Here is a 21,429-nt window from a genome sequence, read left to right as displayed (position 1 = left end):
GTGAACGTGGTGCGGACGGAGGCTGAGCACCGTGAGCGCTTCTGTCGGGACCGACGTCACCGGTGCGATCCGGGACGCGCTGCCGCGCGGTGCGTACGCGCCGCGACAGCGTCTGGACGAGGCCGACCTCCGCGGACGGTTCGGCGCCGGCCGTGCCGGCGTCAGGTCGGCACTTCGGCAGCCGGCGGTGGGGGGGCTGGTGGAGATCCAGCGCGACCGCGGCGCACGCGTCCGGGAGACCGGCTTCGCCGAGGCCGTCCGGATCACCGGGGTGCGGATGGTCGCGGACGGCCTGATCGCCGCCCGCGAGTCGGCACGGGGCGTACACCTGCGGCGGGCCGGTGCCGCCGCAGGAGTGCCGCGTGGACCGCACGGCGGCGCCACCGCCGGTCAGGGCTTCTCGCACCCGACCGTCACACTCCGTCGCCCGCGTCGGACTCCTGGACGGTCTTCCTGGCCCAGGCGATTTCGAGTTTGCCGGTCGGGGTCCGGGGCAGGACGTCCGTCAGGACCACGGAGCGCGGCACCTTGTAGCCGGCGAGGCTCCGCCGCGCCCAGTCGCGCAGCTCCCCGGCGGTGACGGGTGTGTCCGCCCGCACCGCCACGACGACACCGACCCGCTCGCCCCAGGTCTCGTCGGGGACGCCGACGACGACACAGTCGGTCACACCGGGGTGGGAGAGCAGGACGTTCTCCACCTCCTGCGGGTGCACCTTCTCCCCGCCGGTGTTGATCACGCCCGAGCCGCGTCCGAGGAACCGGATCGCACCGTCGGCCTCAAGACGGGCGAGATCACCGGGGATCGCGTACCGGACCCCGTCGATGGTGCGGAACGTCGTCGCGCTCTTCTCGGTGTCCTTGTAGTAGCCGAGCGGCATGGGCCCGCGGTAGGCGAGCTTCCCGACGTCGTCACTGCCGGGCTCGACGAACCGGTCGCCTTCGCCGATCACCCTCGTCGCGGGCACGGGGAAGAAGCGGGCGGGCAGGTCTCCCACCGAAGAGGTGATCGCGAAGGCGAAGGGCCCCCCTTCGCTCGAAGCGATGGCGTCGATGACCGTGACCTCCGCGCGCTCGTGCAGCCGCTGCTTGAGCACATCGCTGAGAGCGGTACCGGAGCTTAGGACCCTGCGCACCGGGCCCAGGTCGTGCGGCGTCCCGGCCCGTTCCGCGCGCACGAGCTCGTCGACGAGCGGCCGGCACACGGCGTTGCCCGCGACGATGACCGTCGCGACCCGCTGCTCGGCGACCGTGCGCCAGACGTGCTCCGGGTCGAGTCCGCCCTGCCGCGCGGTGACCGCCCGGCCGCCCACCATCAGGGCGCCCATGGTGTTGAAGAGGCCGGTGGCGTGCATCAGCGGCACGACGGGCATGGTGGTCGGCGCGCGGCCTTCGCGGTGTGCCTCGACCGCTGTGGCCACGGCCTCGTCGAGCGTCGCCGGAAGTTCGGTGACACCGAGCGGATGGAAGACCGGGACCACCAGGGAGTGGAGCAGATCGCTCTGCCGCCACACCACGCCCTTCGGCTTGCCGGTCGTCCCGCCGGTGTACATGAAGAGCCGGTCCGATCCGGGACGCGGCTGCGGCTCACGCGGTTCGTGCGCCGCCAGCAGCTCCTCCAGTTCCGGTACGGCGGGGCCGGCCGGGCCGTCGGCAGGCGGCGCCCCGGCCCGCACGAGCAGCTTCAGCGTGCGCACATGGCCGGCGGCATGCGTGACCCGGCCGGCCAGGGCGCCGCTGAAGACGACCACGGCCGCGTCGGCGTCCGTCAGGAGTTCGGAGAGCTCCTCGCCGGTGTAGCGGTAGTTTGCGTTCACCGGGACGGCACCGAGCTTGAAGGCGGCGAAGACCGTCTCCAGATAGGTGGCGCCGTTGTACAGGTAGCAGGCCACGGTGTCGCCCTCGCGCACCCCGGCCTCCTCCATCGCGGCGGCCAGCCGTGACGCACGCTCGTCGAACTCCCGGTACGTGGTCTCACGACCGGGCTCCGTGACGGCGACGACATCGGGCAGCGCGCGGCAGACCGCCTCCCAGATCGTGCCGATGGACACGTCCACGTCTCAGACCTCCTCGTCCTCGATGGGTTGGACGGACCGCACGGCCGGGCCGGCCGCCCGTGCGCCCTCGCGGGCCCCTCGGGGAAACGGTCCACGGGGGCGCCTTCTCAACCTAGGCAGACGCCCTCACCGTGTGGAACGCGCGCAATGACTGAACCGGCTCGGCGCTTCGACCCGCCGGTGAACAGGTCGAATGACGTAGGACCGCCCCGAAGCCGCCGGGCTACGATGCTGTGGCCGGCCGGCCGCGCGTCGCCCTCGTCCCCGGGTCGACCGGCGCCCTACCGCTCAGGTGCCCGGTGCCACGGCCGCGTCGGTCCGGCCGGGCTCAAGGATCCCTCCAGGGGCAGGTTCTTCGGTCGTCGACGATGAGGAGATCGGTCATGTCCGCGTCGCCGCTCGTGGGGTGGGACGAGCTCGCCGCCGCCGCGCCGGACGGCCTCGCCGTGCTGGACTGCACGGGCCGGTTCCTACGGCTGAACCCGGCGGCTGCCGCGCTGCTGGAGGCGGGCACGGAGGGCGACCTGCTCGGTGCGCCGTCCCCGTTCGCGCTGGTGGAGGGGGCCGCCACGTGCCGTGCGGGACTCCTGGAAGTCCGGTCGGACGAACAGGTGGCCCACTGGGAGCCCCCCGCCGGGCCCCGGCGTGAGTTCGCCTACCGGGCCCGCAGGCTGCCGGCCGACCCGAAGTTCACGGTGGTGTCGTTCCGCGACGTCACCGACGAGTGGCACCGGCAGCGCAGGATCGCGGCGATCGCCCAGACGTCCATCGCACTGGCCTCGGAGGGTTCGCTCGGCTCGACACTGGACGCCGTGGCCCGGCAGATCGTCCAGGCGGACGGCCTGGCCGGCGTGCAGATCCTCATCCTGGACAGCACCGGCCGGGAACTGCGGCTGATGGGCTCCGCGGGGCTGCGGCACTGGGACGGGTTCCTCGACCGTCTGCTGGAGTGCCGTGACCGGGGTGCCCGACTGTGCATGCTGGACACCCTGAGGGAGCGCAAGCCGATCGTCGTCCCGCACCGGTGGGCGCAGATCCGCGAGGACCCGGCCTGGGAACCGCTGCACGGCTACCTCGGCGAGCTGAACTGGGACTCCTTCGTCAGCGTTCCGTTGATGGCGCGCGGTCGTCCCGAAGGGGTGCTGAACGCCTACTTCGCCCCCGGGCAGGAGATCGGCGGCCGGACACTGGAGTTCCTCGCCGCCATGGCGGAGCAGGCCGCCCTCGCCGTCGACCACGCCACGCTGCTCCAGCGGGAACGCGAGGGTGCCCGCCGCGACGAGCGGCAGCGCCTCGCCCGCGACCTGCACGACTCGATCGTCCAGCAGGTGTTCTCCATCGGCTTGCAGGCCAACGCCGTGGGGGTGCTGGGCGCGCGGGGCGAGGTGGTTCCCGCGGAAGCGGTCCGGACCTTCGCGGACGAGGTCGGGGCCCTCTCGCGGACCGTCCTCGCCGATCTCCGGGCCATGGTGCACGAACTGCGTCCGTCCTCCTCCCTCCGGCTCGGGCTGGAGGACGCGGTGACCACGCTCGTCAAGAGCACCGAGAACCGGACGGGCCTCGGTATCCGGCTGGTGTGCGGAGAGGAGGTGGACGCGGTCGAACCGGAACTGGCCGAGGACATGTACCGGATCGTCGCGGAGGCCATCCACAACGTGGTCAAGCACGCGGAGGCCACCACCGCCACCATCCGCCTCGCCGTACGCGACCACACACTGACCGCCTTTGTCCGCGACGACGGTCGCGGAGTCGCGGAATCCGGCGGGCGAGGGGCCGCGCCGGACAACGAGGACGGCGCGGCGGCCGGTGCCGCCGGACACCACGGCTACGGACTGACGACCATGCGGGAAAGGGCGGAGCGATGGGGCGGCACCATGAGGATCAGATCCGGCGCGAGGAGCGGCACGACCGTGCGGGTCGTCATACCCCTTCCGGTCCGGGTGCCCCAGGCGCCGCCCGCGGACTCGGAGGGCTCCCGGAGCGCCCCGTCGACGGTCCCGTTCCCCGAAGCGGCGAACCCCGCCCCGTCCGGGTCCTGATCGTCGACGACCACGCCGTCGTACGCCGCGGAATCCGTGCCTATCTGGAGGTCCTGGACGACATGGAGGTGGCCGCGGAGGCGGCCGACGGGCAGGAGGCCCTCACCCGGCTCGACGCCATGGCCGCGCACCGGGAACTGCCGGACGTGGTGCTGATCGACCTGCTCATGCCCAGGATGGACGGGGCGACGGCGATCGGCGTGATCAAGCAGCGCCACCCCGGCCTGCGGGTCGTGGTGCTCACCAGCTTCGGTGAGATGGAACGCGTCCACGCGGCGCTCGCCCAGGGGGCCGCCGGCTATCTGCTCAAGGACGCCGAAGCGGGTGAGGTGGTCGCCGCGATCCGCGCCGCCGCCCGGGGTGAGGTCTTCCTCGACCCCGCGGTGGCCAGGGGACTCACCCAGGAGATCGTTTCGCCCCCGACCGGGCTCGCCTCGCTCACGAGCCGGGAACGCGACGTTCTCGTCCTGGTCGCCGAGGGGCGGTCGAACCAGCAGATCGCCGACGAACTGGTGATCAGCGAGCGCACCGCCCGCACCCATGTGAGCAACGTCCTGCGCAAACTCCGGCTCACCTCCCGGACCCAGGCGGCGTTGTTCGCGGTGCGGCAGGGGCTGGTGCCACCGAGGGGCTGACCGCGGTGCCGACCACGATGGATGTCCCGGACCGGCCGGGACACAGGTCGGCCGCGGATGCCGTCATCAGCGGGATCCTCACGGGACCCGGCGTTCCCAGGCTCAGGGAGTCGCCGTACCGACCCCGGCCGGTGGGATCACCGGCGGGGCAGCGCGCGAGCTTCGGTCGGACCGCGTACTCGGCGTCCAAGGGCGCGATCGTCGCGATGACCCGCACCTGGGCGCTCGAACTCGCGAAGACCGATGTCACCGTCAACCCCATCGTGCCGACCGCGCTGACGCGCACGGTGGCGACGATGCCCCGGGTCGGTGACCTCGTGGCGAGGTCGACGCGGGGGAGCCCGTTGCCCGACGCCGTCCGGTGGGACAGCGGACCGAGCCGGAAAGGCCGAACGTCGTGCCCGGGATACGTCATTCGTCCTTACTTCCGGGGCTCGTCTCCCGGCTCTCTGTCCAGGCGGGCACCGCTGGGCCATCATCCGAAAACCAGCCGGCCGCAGTGGCGCGACCGGCGTGAGCACGGTGACGGCTGAGCGCCGCACCGGGAGGGCGAGCGGGCCATGAGCGTGCAGCGACCACACATCGAACCGGGCGGGCTGTTCATAGGCGGAGAGTGGCGGAACGCGGAGTCCAAGGAGCGGCGCGACGTCATCGACCCGTCCACCGGCACCGTCGTCACCACGGTCGCGGAGGGCGACGGGACGGATCTCGCCGTCGCGGTGGCCGCCGCCCGCGAGGCCTTCGACGCGGGGCCGTGGCCCCGGACGCCGGCCCGCGAGCGCGCCCGTGTGCTGCACCGGGTGGCCGATCTGGTGCGCGAACGGGCGGACGAGCTCGCCGCGGTGGAGAGCCTCGACGTCGGCAAGCCCGTCTCGTTCAGCCGGGCGGTGGACGTGGAGACCGTGGCGGAGACGTACGAGTACTACTCGGCGCTGGCGCAGACTCTCGACGGGGCCACCCGGCAGATCCCCATCCCCTCCCACGCCTACACCCGGAGGGAGCCCATCGGCGTGGTGGGAGCCATCACCCCGTTCAACTTCCCGCTGATCCTGAGCACGTCGAAGATCGCCCCCGCGCTGGCGGTCGGCAACACCCTCGTCCACAAACCCGCCGACGAGGCCCCGCTCACCGCGCTGCTGATGGCGGAGATCCTCACCGACGCCGGCGTCCCCGCGGGTGTCGTGAACGTCGTCACCGGCAGCGGCCCCGTCCTCGGCGAGGCGCTGGTGCGTCACCCCGGCGTCGACAAGATCGCCTTCACCGGGTCGACGAGGGTCGGCCGCCTGGCGTCGAGCACGGCCGGCGAAGGGCTCAAGCCGGTCACCATGGAGCTGGGCGGCAACGCTCCGCACATCGTCTTCGAGGACGCCGACGTCGGCAAGGCGATCGGCGCGATCATCAAGGGCTTCGTCTTCAACACCGGACAGTTCTGCATGGGCGGACCCCGGCTGCTGGTCCACCGGTCCCTGTACGACACCACCCTGGGCGTCCTCGCCGACGCGGTGCCGGCGGTCCCCGTCGGCGACCCCTTCGACCCGGCAACCGTCGTCGGGCCGATGGCCGGCGCGCGGCACCTGGAGAACGTCGAGCGGTACGTCAGAGCGGCGGTCGAGGACGGCGGCCGGATCGTCGTCGGCGGCGAGCGCATGGAACTCGACGGCGGCTACTACTACCGGCCCACCGTCATCGCCGGCCTGGACAACGACGCCCGCACCGTCCAGGAGGAGATCTTCGGCCCGGTCCTGACCGTCCAGCCCTTCGACACCGAGGACGAGGCGATCGCGCTCGCCAACAGCACGCCGTACGGACTCGCCGCCGGTCTGCAGACCTCCGACCTGGCCCGCGCCCACCGGGTGGCCGCGCGACTCGACGCCGGCATCGTCTGGGTCAACGACTGGGCCATGCTCGATCCCGCCGTGCCCTTCGGCGGTGTCAAGCAGTCCGGCTACGGACGCGAGTCCGGGCCGGAGGCGCTGGAGGCGTACACCAGGACCAAGTCGGTCGTCATCTCGCTCGCCTGACCCCTCGACGATCAGGCGGACCGCCGGGTACGCGGCCGACCGGTCGGCCGGTCACTCGGCCTTCCGGTTCTCGTGTCCAGCACCGCCGGCGGCGCCCTCGTCGCCCTCTTCACACTCGCCGTGCACCGGGCCTTCCGGTGCGTGGCCCGGGTGGCCGCCGCCCTCGCCGTGAGCGCGCTGTTTCGGCGGCCCGGCCTCGGTGACGGCCTTCGCGTGGTGGGAAGTGCGCCGCCTGCGCACCCGACACGGGGTACGGCTGCGCTGAGGGCGACCCACCGACAGGCCCGATCAGACCGTACGCGGCACCACGCGCTGCCCCGCCGACCCGTACACCCACGCCGACGCCTCGTCGATGAAGTCGCCGGGGAATCCGAGGCGGAAGTCGGTGGCCTCCTCCAGCCGGGACAGCACCTCCTCGGAGAGGACGAGCCGGGCGGCGCCGAGGTTGTCCATGAGCTGCTCGACCCGGCGGGCGCCCAGGATGGGGTGCACGGCGGGGGAGTGGGCCATGGTCCAGGCGATGGCCACCTGGGCGGGGGTGGCGTCGAGTTCGTCCGCGGCGGCCCGCACGGCCCCCGCCACCGCGCGCTCACGCTCCCCGATCGCCTCGGCGGACAGTCGGGTCGCGGTGCCCGGCACGATCCCTCCAGGGCGGGTGTACTTGCCGGACAGTACGCCGTTCTGCAGGGGACTCCAGGCCGCGACCGACATGCCGAACGCCTCCGCCATCGGCAGCAGTTCTCGCTCGATGTCCCGGTTGAGCAGGCTGTACGGCACCTGGAGCGCCGACAGCGGCGACCAACCCCGCCATTCCGCAAGGGTGTTGGCGCGCGAGACCACCCAGGCCGGGGCGTCCGAGATACCGACGTACAACACCTTCCCGGACCGTACGGCGTCGTCGAGGGCGCGCATCGTCTCCTCTACCGGGGTGTTCCGGTCCCAGATGTGCACCCAGTAGAGGTCGACGTAGTCGGTGCCCAGGCGCCGCAGGCTCGTCTCCAGGGACAGCGTGAGGTTCTTGCGGTGGTTGCCCGCGGCGTTGGGGTCGGAGCCGTCGCGCGAGACGGTGTACTTCGTGGACAGCACGAACCGGTCGCGCCGCCCCTTGAGCAGCTCGCCGACGATGCGCTCGCTCTCCCCGCCCCGGTAGTTGACCGCCGTGTCGATCACATTGCCGCCAGCCTCCCCGTACACGTCGAGGATGCGCGCGCACTCCTTTCGGGGCGCCCCCACCCCGCCCTGCTCCCCGAACGTCATGGCGCCGAGGAAGAGCTCGGAGACGCGGAGCCCGGTCCGGCCCAGGAGTCGGTAACGCACCCATAACCTCCATCAGTTGAATGCCGTACCGGCCGACACTAACGGGTCGGCCCCTGGCAACGCGGCGGTCCCGGACGGGCATCATCACGGTAGCCCCACCGCCGACCCCCGAACGGTGGGCCGATGACCGTGATCCGACCGCTTCTTGGAGGCCGAACGGGGCGTGGGACCGGGCCCTCCCGCGTGGACCCGCGCGTTGTACGGGCGAGGGGGAACTCATGGGACACACACGGGTTGTGGATCTCGGGGAGTACGGGCCGCGGTTCACGGCAGACCCGTATCCCGTGTACGCCGAGCTGCGGGCGCTCGGCCGGTGCACCGGGTGCGCATGCCGAGGGCCGACGCGCACCACGAGGTCTGGCCCGTGGTGGGGTACGAGGAGGCGCGGGCGGCGCTCGCCGATCCCCGGCTGGCGAAGGACGGCTCGAAGGCCGGGGTGACCCTCCTCGACGAGGAGCTGATCGGCAAGTATCAGCTGGTCGCCGACCCGCCCCAGCACACACGGCTGCGCGGGCTGATAGCCCGGGAGTTCACCTGCCGTTGCGCTGGTGAGGGAGGCTGGGGGACACCTCGGCAGGCGAAGAGCCGCAGAACCCGGCGGCGGAGCCGGGCTGCCGAACCAGGCGGCGGAGCCGGTCGTCTCGCCGCACCGGCCGAAAGCCCGAGTACGCCCAGTGCGGGGACGTCCGGCCGGCACACCGAGAGCACGCACCGGACGCCGCTCCTTCACGGGCGGACGCCGCCTGCCGCGGCACTAGTCCCGCCCGCCCGGGATCTCCCCCAGGTTCACCGGCCGATGCTCCAGGCGCGACAACTCGCACGCCTCCGCGACCCGCAGGGCCTGAAGGGCCTCGCGCCCGTCGCACGGGTTCGCCCGCTCGCCGCGCACCACCTCGACGAACGCCGCGATCTCCGCCTCGTACGCGGCGGCGAAGCGCTCCAGGAACCCGGTCCACGGCTTGTCCGCCGGAGGTGGTCCGCTCGGCTCCGTGGACGCGACCGGCGTACGGTCGTCCAGCCCGACCACCACGGTGTCCAGTTCCCCGGCCAGCTCCAGCCGCACGTCGTACCCGGCCCCGTTCACCCGCGCAGCCGTGGCCGTGACGAGCGTCCCGTCCTCCAGCGTGAGCACGACCGCCGCCGTGTCGACGTCATGCGCCTCCCGGAACATCGGGTGCCCGGCGTCCGACCCGGTGGCGTACACGGTGGCGACCTCACGCCCCGTCACCCACCGCACGACGTCGAAGTCATGGATCAGGCAGTCCCTGTAGATACCCCCGGAGATCGGCAGGTACTCCGCGGGCGGCGGCGTCTGGTCGGCCGTCAGCGCCCGTACGGTGTGCAGCCGCCCGAGCCGGCCCGAGCGCACCGCCTCCCGCGCGGTGACGTAGCCGGAGTCGAAACGCCGCTGGAAGCCCATCTGCAGCACGGTCCCGGCCGCGTCGACCTCGGTCAGCGCGCTTAAGGTGCCCGGCAGATCCACGGCGATGGGTTTCTCGCAGAACACCGGCAGCCCCGAGCGTGCTGCCCGACCGATCAGTTCGCCGTGGGCCGAGGTCGCCGCCGTTATGACCACGGCGTCCACACCCCAGGTGAAGATCTCGTCCACGCCCGGCGCCGCCGTCTCTCCCAGGCGATCCGCCAGGTCATGGGCTCGTGCCGCGTCGACATCCGTAATGATCAGAGAGCCGACATCACGGTGGCGGCTGAGCGTGGTCGCGTGGATGGTACCGATCCGACCAGCTCCGATGAGTCCGATGCGCATGGGAAACAAAGTGGGGTCGCACCAGCCGCCGTGTCAATGGTTTGTCCGGACAACCGAACTACGCAACTTCCCGTCGACAAGCACCGGGGCTACGCTCGGCCCGTGCCGAAACCAGAAGTGGATCCGACCGTGTCGCTCCAGCTGAGCGTTGACCGCAGCAGCCCGGTCCCGCTCTACTTCCAGCTGTCCCAGCAGCTGGAGGCCGCGATCGAGCGCGGCGAGCTGACCCCGGGCAGTCTGCTGGGCAACGAGATCGAGCTGGCCGCCCGCCTGGGCCTGTCCCGTCCCACCGTCCGCCAGGCCATCCAGTCCCTGGTCGACAAGGGGCTGCTCGTACGCCGCCGGGGCGTGGGCACCCAGGTCGTCCACAGCCAGGTCAAACGCCCCCTGGAACTCAGCAGCCTCTACGACGACCTGGAGGCCGCCGGCCAGCGCCCCGCCACCCGCGTCCTCCTCAACACCATGGTCACCGCCTCCGCCGAGGTCGCCGCCGCCCTCGCCGTCGCCGAGGGCGGCGAGGTCCACCGCATCGAGCGACTCCGTCTGGCCCACGGCGAACCGATGGCCTACCTCTGCAACTACCTCCCCAGCGACCTCCTCGACCTCGGTTCCCCCCAACTGGAGGCCACCGGGCTCTACCGCCTCATGCGCGCCGCGGGCATCACCCTCCACAGCGCCCGCCAGACGATCGGCGCGAGATCGGCCACCGCGGACGAGGCCGACCGCCTCAGCGAGCCGGAGAACGCCCCCCTCCTCACCATGCAACGCACGACCTTCGACGACACGGGACGAGCAGTCGAATACGGCACCCACATCTACCGGGCATCCCGCTACTCGTTCGACTTCCAGCTCTTGGTGAGGTCGTAGAAAGGGGCCCCGCTCCTCAGAGGCGCGGAACCGCGCGACCAGCCCGCACGCACCCGCACCCGGGAACGACACCGATGGCACCCCCGGCCCCCACACCGCACCCAGCGGAGCGTTAAGGCAGAATCGGCCCGATGAGCACCTACCGCGACTTCACCCACCGCGGCTCCGCGCGGGCCACCGTCCTGCGAACCGTGGGAACGCGCGAGCGCCGCTCCCACCTGACGGCCCCCCGCGTCCCGACCGTCGGCATCGACATCGGCGGCACGAAGGTGATGGCGGGCGTCGTGGACGCCGACGGCAACATCCTGGAGAAGCTCCGCACGGAGACCCCGGACAAGTCCAAGAGCCCCCGGGTCGTCGAGGACACCATCACGGAGCTGGTCCTGGACCTCTCCGACCGGCACGATGTGCACGCCGTCGGCATCGGGGCCGCCGGCTGGGTCGACGCGGACCGCAACCGCGTGCTGTTCGCCCCCCACCTGTCCTGGCGCAACGAGCCGCTGCGCGACCGTCTCGCCGGCCGCCTCGCGGTGCCGGTCCTGGTCGACAACGACGCCAACGCCGCCGCCTGGGCCGAGTGGCGCTTCGGCGCCGGCCGCGACGAGGACCACCTGGTCATGATCACGCTCGGTACCGGCATCGGTGGCGCGATCCTGGAGGACGGCCAGGTCAAGCGCGGCAAGTTCGGCGTCGCGGGCGAGTTCGGTCATATGCAGGTCGTGCCCGGCGGCCACCGCTGCCCGTGCGGCAACCGCGGCTGCTGGGAGCAGTACAGCTCGGGGAACGCCCTGGTCAGAGAGGCCCGCGAACTCGCGGCGGCCGACTCCCCGGTGGCGTACGGGATCATCGAGCACGTCAAGGGGAACATCGGCGACATCACCGGGCCGGTGATCACGGAACTCGCCCGCGAGGGCGACGCGATGTGCGTCGAACTGCTCCAGGACATCGGCCAGTGGCTCGGCGTCGGCATCGCCAACCTGGCCGCCGCCCTCGACCCGTCCTGCTTCGTCATCGGCGGCGGCGTCTCGGCCGCCGACGACCTCCTCATCGGCCCTGCCCGGGACGCCTTCCGCCGCCATCTCACCGGCCGCGGCTACCGCCCCGAGGCCCGGATCGCGCGCGCCCAGCTCGGGCCCGAGGCCGGCATGGTCGGCGCCGCCGACCTCGCCAGACTCGTCGCCCGCCGCTTCCGCCGGGCCAACCGGCGCAGAGTGGAGCGGTACGAGCGTTACGCGCGGTACGTGGAGGCCCGCCGCACCACCCAGGACACCGCGTGAGCCCCTCGGCGCCGCGCCGGAACGCCTCCCCCGAGGAGCCGGAGCGGCCCGTCGAGAACCGCCGTCGCAGGATCCGCCGCCGGGCGATCACCCTGGCGATCATCGTGCTGCTCATCGGCGTACCGGCCGGCTATCTGGTGATCTCCGCCAACCAGAGCCGCGACAGCGGCAAGGACAAGGAGGCGAAGTACTCGGCGACCGGCCTCACCGCCCGCTGGCCCTCCCGGGTCCAGCGGCGCCTCTACGAGGTGCCGATCCCGCCGTACTCCGAGTACGTCGCGTACTACGAGACCAACAACTGGAAGACCAGCCGTCTGTACGTGCAGTTCTACACGAGCAACGAGGGCCTGGAGCGCTTCCTCCACCAGATCGGGGTCGGTACGGACGATCTGGAGGACGACGAGATCGCCATCAACACCCGGGACCGGCGGATCGTCGGCTGGGACTTCACCGGCCCCGGCCCCTGGTACGGCCTCGTCAACGACCAGAAGAACCCCGCGCCCACCCATGACATCGTCGTGAACCGGTCCGACCCGGACCATCCGATGGTGTACGTGGTCTCACGGACAGTCCCCTGACCAGGGAGAATACCGGCCCGGACCCGCCCGTGCACAGGCGTCGGAGCCGATTGTCGGACCCCGCCCGTAGAGTCGGAGACAGCTGATCGGAGCCGGAGGCGGCTCATCCGACACAGGGGCGGGAGGTGACCGGACGTATGCGGGTCATGGTTGTTCCGGAGGCCGACACGGCCGTCCCCGCGCGGACGGCCCCCACCTCCCGGCTGGCCGCCGTCTTCCTGCCTGCCCCGCTGCCCCGCCACGGCCGGTTCGCCTTCTGGGACCCCGAAGGCGGGGAGCCGCCGCCGGGAGACACCGAGGACCTCACGGTCGTACGACGACACGGCTCCGGCGTCCGCCGGGGCACCGTCCCCGCCGTGTGCCTGCCGGTCGGTGAAGCCCTGCCGCTGCTCACGCGTGCCCGGCGCGAACCGGCCGCCCATCCCGCCACGGCCTGCTGGGGTGCGGCGGCGCTGCACGCGCTGCGACTGGTCGCCCGGGGGCGGCTGCTGCCGGGACTGACCGCCGAGGGGTACGACGCGTGGCGGGCGGGACCGCTCGACCCGGACGACATCGCGCACCTGAGAGCCGTCGCCGCGGCACTGTCGTACGAGGGCCACGCCGTGCCGCTGCCCGGCACGGGCCCGCTGCGGCTGCCCGAGCCGGAGCCGCTGATGCGGTCCTTCCTGGACGCGGTCGCCGACACACTGCCGCGCGGTCCGGCGGCGCCGTACGTCTCCGGGAAACCGTTCGCGGCGAGTGCCGGACAGCGGCTGCCGGGCGCACGTGACTGGGCGGCCGAGGTCGCCGCGGGTATGGACGCGGGCGTACGCGTCTCCCTGCGCCTCGACCTGGCGGCACACGAGCTCTTCGACGACAGCGAAGGGGCCTCGCGGGCGGGCGCGGCCGTCGTGCAGGTGCACAGCCTCGCCGACCCCACGCTCGTCGTCGACGCGGCGGCGCTGTGGGCGGGCGACGCGGACCCGGCGTTCGGGCCCCGCGCGCGCGTGGACGCCGCCCTCGCCGTCCGACGTGCCGCCCGGGTCTGGCCGCCCCTGGACCGCCTCTCCGAGCAGGACGTGCCCGACGTCCTCGCCCTCTCCGAGGACGAGCTGTCCGACCTGCTCGGTGTCGCCGCCACCCGGCTCGGCGCGGCCGGCGTCGCCGTGCACTGGCCACGGGGCCTGGCCCACGACCTGAGCGCACGCGCCGAGGTACGCCCGGCGCCGGGCTCCGCCACGGACGGCACCGGCTTCTTCGAGAGCGAGGAACTGCTGCGGTTCCGCTGGCAGTTGGCGCTCGACGGCGACCCGCTCACCGAAGCCGAGATGGACACCCTCGCCGAGGCACACCGGCCGATCGTCCGTCTGCGCGACCAGTGGGTCCTCGTCGACCCGGCCCTCGTCCGCAAGGCCCGAGCCCGCGAACTGGGCCTGCTCGACCCGGTGGACGCGCTGTCCGTGGCCCTCACCGGCACCGCCGAGGTCGACGGCGAGACGGTGGAAGCGGTACCGGTCGGCGCACTGGCGGCCCTCCGCGACCGACTGACGGCCGGCATCGGCCCTGTCGACCCGCCGCCGGGCCTCACGGCCACCCTGCGCGACTACCAACTGCGGGGCCTGGCCTGGCTGGACCTCATGACCTCACTCGGCCTCGGCGGCTGCCTCGCCGACGACATGGGCCTCGGCAAGACGATCACGGTCATCGCCCTGCACCTGCGCCGGGCCCGCCCCGCCCCCACACTCGTCGTCTGCCCCGCCTCCCTGCTGGGCAACTGGCAGCGCGAGATCGCCCGGTTCGCCCCCGGCGTGCCCGTACGCCGCTTCCACGGCCCCGACCGCACCCTGGACGATCTCCACGGCGGCTTCGTCCTCACCACCTACGGCACCATGCGCTCGGCGGCCCCGCGCCTGGGCAGGCAGGAATGGGGCATGGTCGTCGCCGACGAGGCCCAGCATGTGAAGAACCCCTACGCGGCGACGGCGAAAGCCCTGCGCACGATCCCCACCCCCGCGCGCGTGGCCCTCACCGGCACCCCGGTCGAGAACAACCTCTCCGAGCTCTGGGCCCTGCTCGACTGGACGACCCCGGGGCTCCTCGGCCCCCTGAAGTCCTTCCGCGCCCGCCACGCCCGCGCCGTGGAGAACGGCGAGGACGAGGAGGCCGTGACCCGCCTCGCCCGCCTGGTCCGCCCCTTCCTGCTCCGCCGCAAGAAGTCAGACCCGGGCATCGTCCCCGAACTCCCGCCCAAGACCGAGACCGACCACCCCGTCGCCCTCACCCGCGAACAGGCCGCGCTGTACGAGGCCGTCGTCCGCGAGTCGCTGCTGGCCATCGAGACGGCGCAGGGCATCGCCCGCCGGGGCCTGGTCCTGAAACTGCTGGGCGCCCTGAAGCAGATCTGCGACCACCCGGCGCTGTATCTGAAAGAGGAGGCGGGCGCGTCCGCCGGGGACGGCCTCGCCGCCCGCTCCGGCAAAATGGCCCTCCTGGACGAGCTGTTGGACACCCTGCTCTCCGAGGACGGCTCCGCGCTGGTCTTCACCCAGTACGTCGGCATGGCCCGTCTGATCACCGCGCATCTCGCCGCCCGCGCCGTCCCCGTCGAACTGCTGCACGGCGGTACGCCCGTGAGGGACCGCGAACACATGGTGGACCGTTTCCAGAGCGGGGTGACGCCGGTACTGGTCCTGTCCCTCAAGGCCGCGGGCACCGGCCTGAACCTCACCCGTGCCGGCCACGTCATCCACTTCGACCGCTGGTGGAACCCCGCCGTCGAGGAACAGGCCACCGACCGTGCCTACCGCATCGGCCAGACCCAGCCCGTCCAGGTCCACCGTCTCATCACCGAGGGCACCGTCGAGGACCGCATCGCCGTCATGCTGGAGTCCAAGCGGGCCCTCTCCGACGCCGTCCTCGGCTCGGGAGAGGCCGCCCTCACGGAACTCACGGACCGCGAGCTGACCGACCTGGTGTCGTTGCGGAGGCCGGCGTGAGTGGGGGAGAGGGGACGCCGGGGCACGTGGACGGACCCGCCGGGAAGGGTGACCGGCCCGCAGATGCGGCCCGCCGGGCGTTGCGGGCCGCGCGGGAACGGGAGAGGTACGGGGCCGAGGCCGGGGAGCCGCGAGGCTCGGCCGCCGCGCGCGCCGCCGCTCGGCCGGGTGACGTGGCGCGGGAGGCGTTGAGGAAGGCCGCCGAATCCCGGGCGGCGGGGGCGGAGGGCCAGGCGGCGGAGCGGGGCGCCGCCGCGCCGACGACGGGACGGGATCCCGGTGCGCGGCCTGGTGAGGAGGCTGAGCCCGGCGCTCGTTCCGGCGAGGACACCAAGCCGGGGGCTCGCCCCGGTGACATCGCACGGGAGGCATTGCGTGCCGCGCGTGACGCGGCTGACCGGGCCCGCGTCGAGGCGGAGGGCACCGACGCCGAGGATCCGGGCGGCAAGGGGGGCCGGGGTTCGCGGCCGGCCCGGCCGGGGGAGGGGCGAGGTACGCGGGGCGGTGCCCGGCGTGCACTCGGAGACCGAGACGAGGGAAACCGGGCTCGCGCCCTGCGCGAACTGCTCGCCGACGCCTTCCAGTCGCCGTCCGAAGGGCCGGAACCCCACGAGACCCCCACCGAGGGCACGGACCACGGGCGGGCCCGTGACGGTGTGACGGCCACCGGCGAGGGCGTGCCCCATGCCGCTGTCCACGACTCCTCCGTCCACGACCACACCGCGCACGACGACCCTGGCCTGTCCCTGGCCCCGGGCGGCACCTCCGCGCGGCGGGAACCTTCGCCGGCCGAAGCCGAGCCAGGGGCCGTGTCCGGCCCGGAGTCCGCCCCCGGCGTCGACCGGCGAGACTCACTTACCGCCCTGCCCCCTGGCGCCGACCACCCACGTGCCGACCGCCCCGGCGGCCCCCGACCGGACTCCCCCGCAACCCCCCGCGTCCCCCGCACCATGGCCGCCCCCTCCCGGGACGGCGAGCTGCGGCGCACCTTCCGGCCCTTCCCGCCGCGTCCCTCGGCCGGGGAGGCGTTCGCGGGGAGCTGGTGGGGCAACGCGTGGGTGACGGCCCTGGAAAAGGAGGCGTTGGACCCGGCGCGGCTGGCGCGGGGGCGGGCGTATGCCGACAAGGGGCACGTGGACGCGATCACCGTCACGCCGGGGCTGGTGCTGGCGTACGTGCACGGGAGCAGGCCTCGGCCGTACCGCGTACAGGTCCGCCTGCGGACACTCGACGACGGCGAGTGGGACCGCTTCCTGGACGCGGCGGCGGAGCAGCCGGGACACATCGCCGCCTTGCTGGACAAGGAGTTGCCGCAGGCTCTCGCCGGACCGGAAGGTGGCCCCGGACCCGCCGCACCGCGAGGCGTGCGGCTCCTGCCCGGCCCCGGAGAGCTCGAACCCCGTTGCGGTTGCCCGGACTTCGGGCACCCCTGCAAGCACGCCGCCGCGCTCTGCTATCAGACGGCGCGACTGCTGGACGAGGACCCGTTCGTGCTGTTGCTGCTGCGGGGGCGCGGCGAGCGGGAGCTGATCGACGCGTTGTCGCGGCGCAACGCGGCCCGTGCGGCACGCGCCGCTCAGGAGCGCGAGCCCGCACCGCTTCCGGGCGTGCGGGCCCGCGACGCCCTCGCCCCGCGCACCCTCCCGCCGCTGCCCGCCCCGTTGCCCCCGCCTCCGCACCCGGAGCAACCCCCGGCGTACCCGGGCGGGCCCGGCGACCCCGACCCGTTCGCGTTGGACCAGCTGGCCACCGACGCCGCTGCCCGCGCGCACGCGCTGCTCACCACCGGACGCGACCCGGTGGCCGAACTGACGCTGTGGCAGGACGCGGTACGGCTCGCCGCCGCCCGCCCCGGCTCCGGTCTCACCGCCGCGACCCGCGCCCTGTACTCCTCCCTGGCCGCCGCCACCGGCCGGACCCCCGCCGACCTGGCCCGCGCGGTCGCCGCCTGGCGCCAGGGCGGCCTCGAAGGGCTGACCGTCCTGGAGGAGCCCTGGGACCCGCCGGCCGGCCGCTTCGACCGCGCCCGCCCCCTGCTGCTCGCCGCCGACCTCCCGGCGTTCCGCCCCTGGCGCAACCACCTCACCCACCCCCGCGGCCACGTCCAGCTCCGCCTCGGCCGCGACGGCCTCTGGTACGCCTACGAGTCCGAACCCGGCCGTGACGACTGGTGGCCGAGAGGCACCCCGGACCTCGACCCGGTGGGCACGCTGTCGGGCCTCGGAACCACCGAGGACTGACCCCATGGACCGGTCGTTCTCCCGACTGTCGACGGTGCGTGGTTTCCAAGCCGGGCGACGACGCGGTCCGTGCGTCGTCCGGATCGCCGGCCCGGCCCGCGAGGTGACGGCGGCCGAGGAACTGGGGCTGACCGTGGCGCGGGTGTCGTCCTACTCGCCGTACTCGGTCGCGGAGTTCGCCTGGGCGCCGGCGCTCGCCGTGGACCGCCGGATCGTGCGGGCCGCGCACCGCACCCGGGAGTTCGACCTCAGACTCGACGGGCTCATGGGCCGAGATCTGCGCGGCCGGACGGCCGGGGTGGTGGGGACCGGAAGGCCCGCCCGCCGGTCAGGGCCGTCGCCGACGGGTTCGCCCAACCGGTTGGCGTGCAGCCGTCAGCGGGTGAGCAGGCAGATCAGTGTGCTGATGCCGCCGGAGCAGGCGAGGAAGGCGGACGCGCAGGCTGCGTGGCGTTTGAGCAGGGAGCGCCGCAGGAGGGCGTAACGGGTCTCGTACTCCTCCTGGAGCTGTGCGGCCCGCTCGGTCGTGGACAGCAGTATCCGGCGGGTCAGGTCGATGCGCCGGCGGAGGTAGTGGTGCGTGACGTCCTCCGCCTGGGCGGTGGTCAGCCAGGGCATCCGGGCGCAGAGGTCCTCGGCTTCGCGCAGTGCCTGCTCCTGGTGGGTACGGGCGAGGAGATAGCCCTCGATCGCGTCGGTCGGCAGGCCGTCGCGCCCGTCGAGCGGCGCCTCGTGCCGGCCGCGCTTCACCGCGGTTCGCCCTTGTGGCTCTCGGCGTCCACGGCGTCGCGCCTGCCCACGTTCTCACGCTGTTCGATCTGCGCCAGCCTGGGGTGGTGCAGATCGAAGGCGGGGGATTCGGAACGGATGGGTGGCAGCGTGACGAAGTTGTGGCGCGGGGGAGGGCAGGAGGTGGCCCATTCCAGGGACCGGCCGTAGCCCCAGGGGTCGTCGACCTCGATCTTCTTGCCGGTCTTGGCGGTCTTCCACACGTTGTAGAGGAACGGCAGGGTGGACAGGCCGAGGAGGAAGGCGCCGATGGAGGAGAGGGTGTTGAGGGCGGTGAAGCCGTCGGCGGCCAGGTAGTCGGCGTAGCGGCGGGGCATGCCTTCTGCGCCGAGCCAGTGCTGGACGAGGAAGGTGGTGTGGAAGCCGGTGAACAGGGTCCAGAAGTGGATCTCCTCCAGGCGGTGGTCGAGCATGGTGCCGGTCATCTTCGGCCACCAGAAGCTGAACCCGCCGAACATCGCGAAGACGATGGTGCCGAAGAGCACGTAGTGGAAGTGGGCGACGACGAAGTAGCTGTCGGTGACGTGGAAGTCCATCGGCGGTGAGGCGAGCAGGACGCCGGTGAGGCCGCCGAGGAGGAAGGTGACGAGGAAGCCGGCCGCCCACAGCATCGGCGGTTCGAAGGAGATCGAGCCCTTCCACATCGTGCCGATCCAGTTGAAGAACTTCACCCCGGTGGGCACGGCGATGAGGAAGCTCAGGAAGGAGAAGAACGGCAGCAGTACCGCGCCGGTGGCGAACATGTGGTGGGCCCACACGGTCGCGGACAGGCCGGTGATGGCGATGGTGGCGCCGACCAGTCCCATGTATCCGAAGATCGGTTTGCGGGAGAAGACCGGCAGGATCTCGGTGACCACGCCGAAGAACGGCAGGGCGACGATGTAGACCTCGGGGTGGCCGAAGAACCAGAACAGGTGCTGCCACAGGACGGCCCCGCCGTTCTCGGGTGCGAAGACGTGGGCGCCGAACTCGCGGTCCGCCTCCAGTGCGAACAGGGCGGCGGCCAGGACGGGGAAGGCGAGCAGGACCAGCACCGAGGTGAGCAGCACGTTCCAGGTGAAGATAGGCATCCGGAACACGGTCATGCCGGGGGCGCGCATGCAGATGATCGTGGTGATGAAGTTGACCGCGCCGAGGATCGTGCCGAACCCGGCCAGCGCGAGCCCCATGATCCACATGTCGGCACCGATGCCCGGGCTGCGTTCTTCCCGGCTGAGCGGCGTGTAGGCGGTCCACCCGAAGTCGGCGGCGCCCTGGGGCGTGACGAGGCCACCCAGCACGATCAGCCCGCCGAAGAGGAAGAACCAGTACGAGAGCATGTTCAGCCGGGGGAAGGCGACGTCCGGCGAGCCGATCTGCAGCGGCATGATCGCGTTGGCGAACCCGGCGAAGGTCGGCGTCGCGAACAGCAGCAACATGATCGTGCCGTGCAGCGTGAACGCCTGGTTGTACTGCTCGCTGGACACCAGTTGCAGTCCCGGCCGGGCCAGCTCCGCCCTGACCGCCATCGCCAGCGCCCCGCCGATCAGGAAGAACCCGAAGGACGTGATCAGGTAGAGGTGACCGATCTTCTTGTGATCGGTCGTGGTCAGCCAGGAAACGACCACCTGCCCCTTGCTGCGGCGCTCCACCGCGGGAACCGGAGCAACCGGTTCAGTATGCGTCGCCATCAGTTCCCTCGGTCGGCAGTAGCGGATGGTCGGGTACGGGGGAGGGAGCGGGTGCCGCGCCCTGAGTGCTCCTGACGTCGGGCTGTGCGCAACCAGCCCAACGGAAGGTAGGCCCATCGATTCGGAAGCGCGCCCGGAATGGGCTGGTTTCTGGGCTGAATGACCGAACGATCCATCCGTCTGAGCGGTGTTCCGCCTTGTGGGAAGGAGTACGAGGACGAGGCCGTTCGCCGGGGGCTCGCCGGCGATGCGTGGAGGAGGCGGTCCCCGCGCTGACAGGCACCGCCTGGGCCGGGTGCCGGCGTCAGGCCATGTCCGAGCCCCGCAGCAGGAGCTGGACCACAGCGATGCCGGCCACCACGATCGACACCCGGAACGGCCACCGGTCCCGGGCCCCCGACGGCACAACCGCAGCCGCGACCGTGACGATTCCGGCGACCCCCGCCAGCGCCCGGGCGGCTGTCTCCGCCGTCCCGGGCGGCCCCGCGACGACCAGGCCCACGGCCGCCAGCATCACGAACGGGGCCAGCCACCGGCAGGCCGGCCGGCCCAGCCGCTGCGGCAGCCCCCGCACACCGGTCGCGAGATCGTCCTCGATGTCGGGAAGGACGTTCAACAGATGCGCCCCGACACCCAGCAGCGAGCCCGCTGCCACGGCCCACCAGGCGGGCCAGGACGGCGACGGCAGACCGAGGGTGATGAAGGCCGGCAGCGAGCCGAAGCCCACGGCATAGGGCAGCGGTGAGAACACTGTGCGCTTCCACCGCAGGTTGTAGGCCCAGCCCGCCGCCACACCCACCAGATGCACCGCTCCCGCAGGGATGCCGCTCAGCAGGGACAGCGGCACGCACAGTCCCAGAGCCGTCCCGGCCGCGACAGCCACCGTCCGGGGCGGGAGTTCACCGGTGGCGACCGGCTTGTCGCGGCGCCCGCAGGCCGTGTCGCGCCGCGCGTCGGCCGCGTCGTTGCACCAGCCGATCGACAGCTGGCCGGCCAGCACGGCCGAGGCCACCGCCGCCGACCCCGCCACCCCGCGACCCGCCGCCGCGGCCAGGGCGGTGACGAACACCGTCACGGCGAGCGCGGGTTCCGCATGGCAGGAGCGCAGCAGCGCGGGGAGGCGGTGTGTCGTACGTGAGGGAACCCCAGACGGGTGGAGAGACACGCATGCACGGTAGTCGGGCACCCCGGACGAGGAAGGC

General features: G+C 72.7%; 15 protein-coding genes and 3 pseudogenes. 12 read left to right on the top strand and 6 right to left on the bottom strand.

Annotation, left to right across the window (positions count from 1 at the left end):
* Positions 1-31 precede the first annotated feature (31 nt).
* A pseudogene (locus WBG99_RS05975) lies at positions 32-220 on the top strand (GntR family transcriptional regulator); the annotation flags it as partial.
* Positions 221-413: 193 nt separating this feature from the next.
* On the opposite strand, the gene WBG99_RS05970 reads toward WBG99_RS05975, so the two are convergent.
* The gene (locus WBG99_RS05970) at positions 414-2,054 is read right to left on the bottom strand and encodes an AMP-binding protein (protein WP_338895308.1); all 1,641 of its coding nucleotides are present in this window, start codon (positions 2,052-2,054) and stop codon (positions 414-416) included.
* Positions 2,055-2,437: 383 nt separating this feature from the next.
* Between WBG99_RS05970 and WBG99_RS05965 the strand changes: the two genes are divergently transcribed.
* Genes WBG99_RS05965 through WBG99_RS05950 form a run of 4 tightly spaced genes read left to right on the top strand, consistent with a single transcriptional unit; the run spans position 2,438 to position 6,749 of the window.
* A complete protein-coding gene (locus WBG99_RS05965; RefSeq protein WP_338895307.1) occupies positions 2,438-4,093 on the top strand; it encodes an ATP-binding protein in 1,656 nt (551 codons plus the stop codon).
* The gene (locus tag WBG99_RS05960; protein WP_338900237.1) at positions 4,090-4,728 is read left to right on the top strand and encodes a response regulator transcription factor; all 639 of its coding nucleotides are present in this window, start codon (positions 4,090-4,092) and stop codon (positions 4,726-4,728) included. Before WBG99_RS05965 ends, WBG99_RS05960 begins: the two co-directional genes overlap by 4 nt.
* A gap of 17 nt (positions 4,729-4,745) precedes the next feature.
* The gene (locus WBG99_RS05955; protein ID WP_338900236.1) at positions 4,746-5,261 is read left to right on the top strand and encodes an SDR family NAD(P)-dependent oxidoreductase; all 516 of its coding nucleotides are present in this window, start codon (positions 4,746-4,748) and stop codon (positions 5,259-5,261) included.
* Between the two features lie 27 nt (positions 5,262-5,288).
* Positions 5,289-6,749, top strand: coding sequence for an aldehyde dehydrogenase family protein (locus tag WBG99_RS05950; RefSeq protein WP_338895306.1), 1,461 nt, complete (start codon positions 5,289-5,291; stop codon positions 6,747-6,749).
* A gap of 288 nt (positions 6,750-7,037) precedes the next feature.
* Here WBG99_RS05950 and WBG99_RS05945 read toward each other — a convergent pair whose 3' ends face one another.
* Positions 7,038-8,066 (bottom strand): aldo/keto reductase, encoded by a 1,029-nt coding sequence (locus tag WBG99_RS05945; protein WP_338895304.1) that lies wholly within the window; start codon positions 8,064-8,066, stop codon positions 7,038-7,040.
* A gap of 218 nt (positions 8,067-8,284) precedes the next feature.
* On the opposite strand from WBG99_RS05945, the pseudogene WBG99_RS05940 reads away from it, so the two are divergent.
* Positions 8,285-8,607 (top strand): annotated as a pseudogene (locus WBG99_RS05940) (cytochrome P450); the annotation flags it as partial.
* A 213-nt stretch (positions 8,608-8,820) separates the two neighbouring features.
* Here the strand turns inward: WBG99_RS05940 and WBG99_RS05935 are convergent.
* Positions 8,821-9,831, bottom strand: a complete 1,011-nt coding sequence (locus WBG99_RS05935; protein ID WP_338895303.1) for a Gfo/Idh/MocA family oxidoreductase — start codon at positions 9,829-9,831, stop codon at positions 8,821-8,823.
* 129 nt (positions 9,832-9,960) lie between these two features.
* On the opposite strand from WBG99_RS05935, the gene WBG99_RS05930 reads away from it, so the two are divergent.
* The 6 genes and pseudogenes from WBG99_RS05930 to WBG99_RS05905 form a co-directional block, all read left to right on the top strand.
* Entirely contained in the window at positions 9,961-10,698 is a 738-nt protein-coding gene (locus WBG99_RS05930; RefSeq protein WP_338900235.1) for a GntR family transcriptional regulator, read from the top strand.
* Positions 10,699-10,829: 131 nt separating this feature from the next.
* Positions 10,830-11,975, top strand: a complete 1,146-nt coding sequence (locus WBG99_RS05925; RefSeq protein ID WP_338895302.1) for an ROK family glucokinase — start codon at positions 10,830-10,832, stop codon at positions 11,973-11,975.
* Positions 11,972-12,553 (top strand): sugar kinase, encoded by a 582-nt coding sequence (locus WBG99_RS05920; protein WP_338895301.1) that lies wholly within the window; start codon positions 11,972-11,974, stop codon positions 12,551-12,553. The genes WBG99_RS05925 and WBG99_RS05920 overlap by 4 nt, the downstream gene beginning before the upstream one ends.
* A 146-nt stretch (positions 12,554-12,699) precedes the next feature.
* Positions 12,700-15,528 (top strand): DEAD/DEAH box helicase, encoded by a 2,829-nt coding sequence (locus tag WBG99_RS05915; RefSeq protein ID WP_338900234.1) that lies wholly within the window; start codon positions 12,700-12,702, stop codon positions 15,526-15,528.
* Positions 15,525-17,768 (top strand): SWIM zinc finger family protein, encoded by a 2,244-nt coding sequence (locus WBG99_RS05910; RefSeq protein WP_338895300.1) that lies wholly within the window; start codon positions 15,525-15,527, stop codon positions 17,766-17,768. Before WBG99_RS05915 ends, WBG99_RS05910 begins: the two co-directional genes overlap by 4 nt.
* 112 nt (positions 17,769-17,880) lie before the next feature.
* Positions 17,881-18,084, top strand: a pseudogene (locus tag WBG99_RS05905) (2-hydroxyacid dehydrogenase); the annotation flags it as partial.
* A 59-nt stretch (positions 18,085-18,143) separates the two neighbouring features.
* On the opposite strand, the gene WBG99_RS05900 reads toward WBG99_RS05905, so the two are convergent.
* From WBG99_RS05900 to WBG99_RS05890, 3 genes are all read right to left on the bottom strand, one after another.
* Entirely contained in the window at positions 18,144-18,518 is a 375-nt protein-coding gene (locus WBG99_RS05900; protein WP_338895299.1) for a hypothetical protein, read from the bottom strand.
* On the bottom strand, positions 18,515-20,227 hold the full coding sequence (gene ctaD / locus WBG99_RS05895) for a cytochrome c oxidase subunit I (protein WP_338895298.1): 1,713 nt from the start codon (positions 20,225-20,227) through the stop codon (positions 18,515-18,517). The genes WBG99_RS05900 and ctaD overlap by 4 nt, the downstream gene beginning before the upstream one ends.
* Before the next feature lie 304 nt (positions 20,228-20,531).
* A complete protein-coding gene (locus WBG99_RS05890; RefSeq protein WP_338895297.1) occupies positions 20,532-21,392 on the bottom strand; it encodes a UbiA family prenyltransferase in 861 nt (286 codons plus the stop codon).
* Positions 21,393-21,429: the final 37 nt, after the last annotated feature.

This window comes from Streptomyces sp. TG1A-60 (assembly GCF_037201975.1).
Classification (GTDB): Bacteria; Actinomycetota; Actinomycetes; order Streptomycetales; family Streptomycetaceae; genus Streptomyces.
This window is presented reverse-complemented; position numbering and strand designations above follow the sequence as displayed.

Coding starts and splice junctions, on each gene's coding strand:
- WBG99_RS05965 (WP_338895307.1), top strand. CDS start 2,438: ATGTCCGCGTCGCCGCTCGTGGGGTGGGACGAGCTCGCCGCCGCCGCG.
- WBG99_RS05955 (WP_338900236.1), top strand. CDS start 4,746: ATGGATGTCCCGGACCGGCCGGGACACAGGTCGGCCGCGGATGCCGTC.
- WBG99_RS05950 (WP_338895306.1), top strand. CDS start 5,289: ATGAGCGTGCAGCGACCACACATCGAACCGGGCGGGCTGTTCATAGGC.
- WBG99_RS05935 (WP_338895303.1), bottom strand. CDS start 9,831: ATGCGCATCGGACTCATCGGAGCTGGTCGGATCGGTACCATCCACGCG.
- WBG99_RS05925 (WP_338895302.1), top strand. CDS start 10,830: ATGAGCACCTACCGCGACTTCACCCACCGCGGCTCCGCGCGGGCCACC.
- WBG99_RS05915 (WP_338900234.1), top strand. CDS start 12,700: ATGGTTGTTCCGGAGGCCGACACGGCCGTCCCCGCGCGGACGGCCCCC.
- ctaD (WP_338895298.1), bottom strand. CDS start 20,227: ATGGCGACGCATACTGAACCGGTTGCTCCGGTTCCCGCGGTGGAGCGC.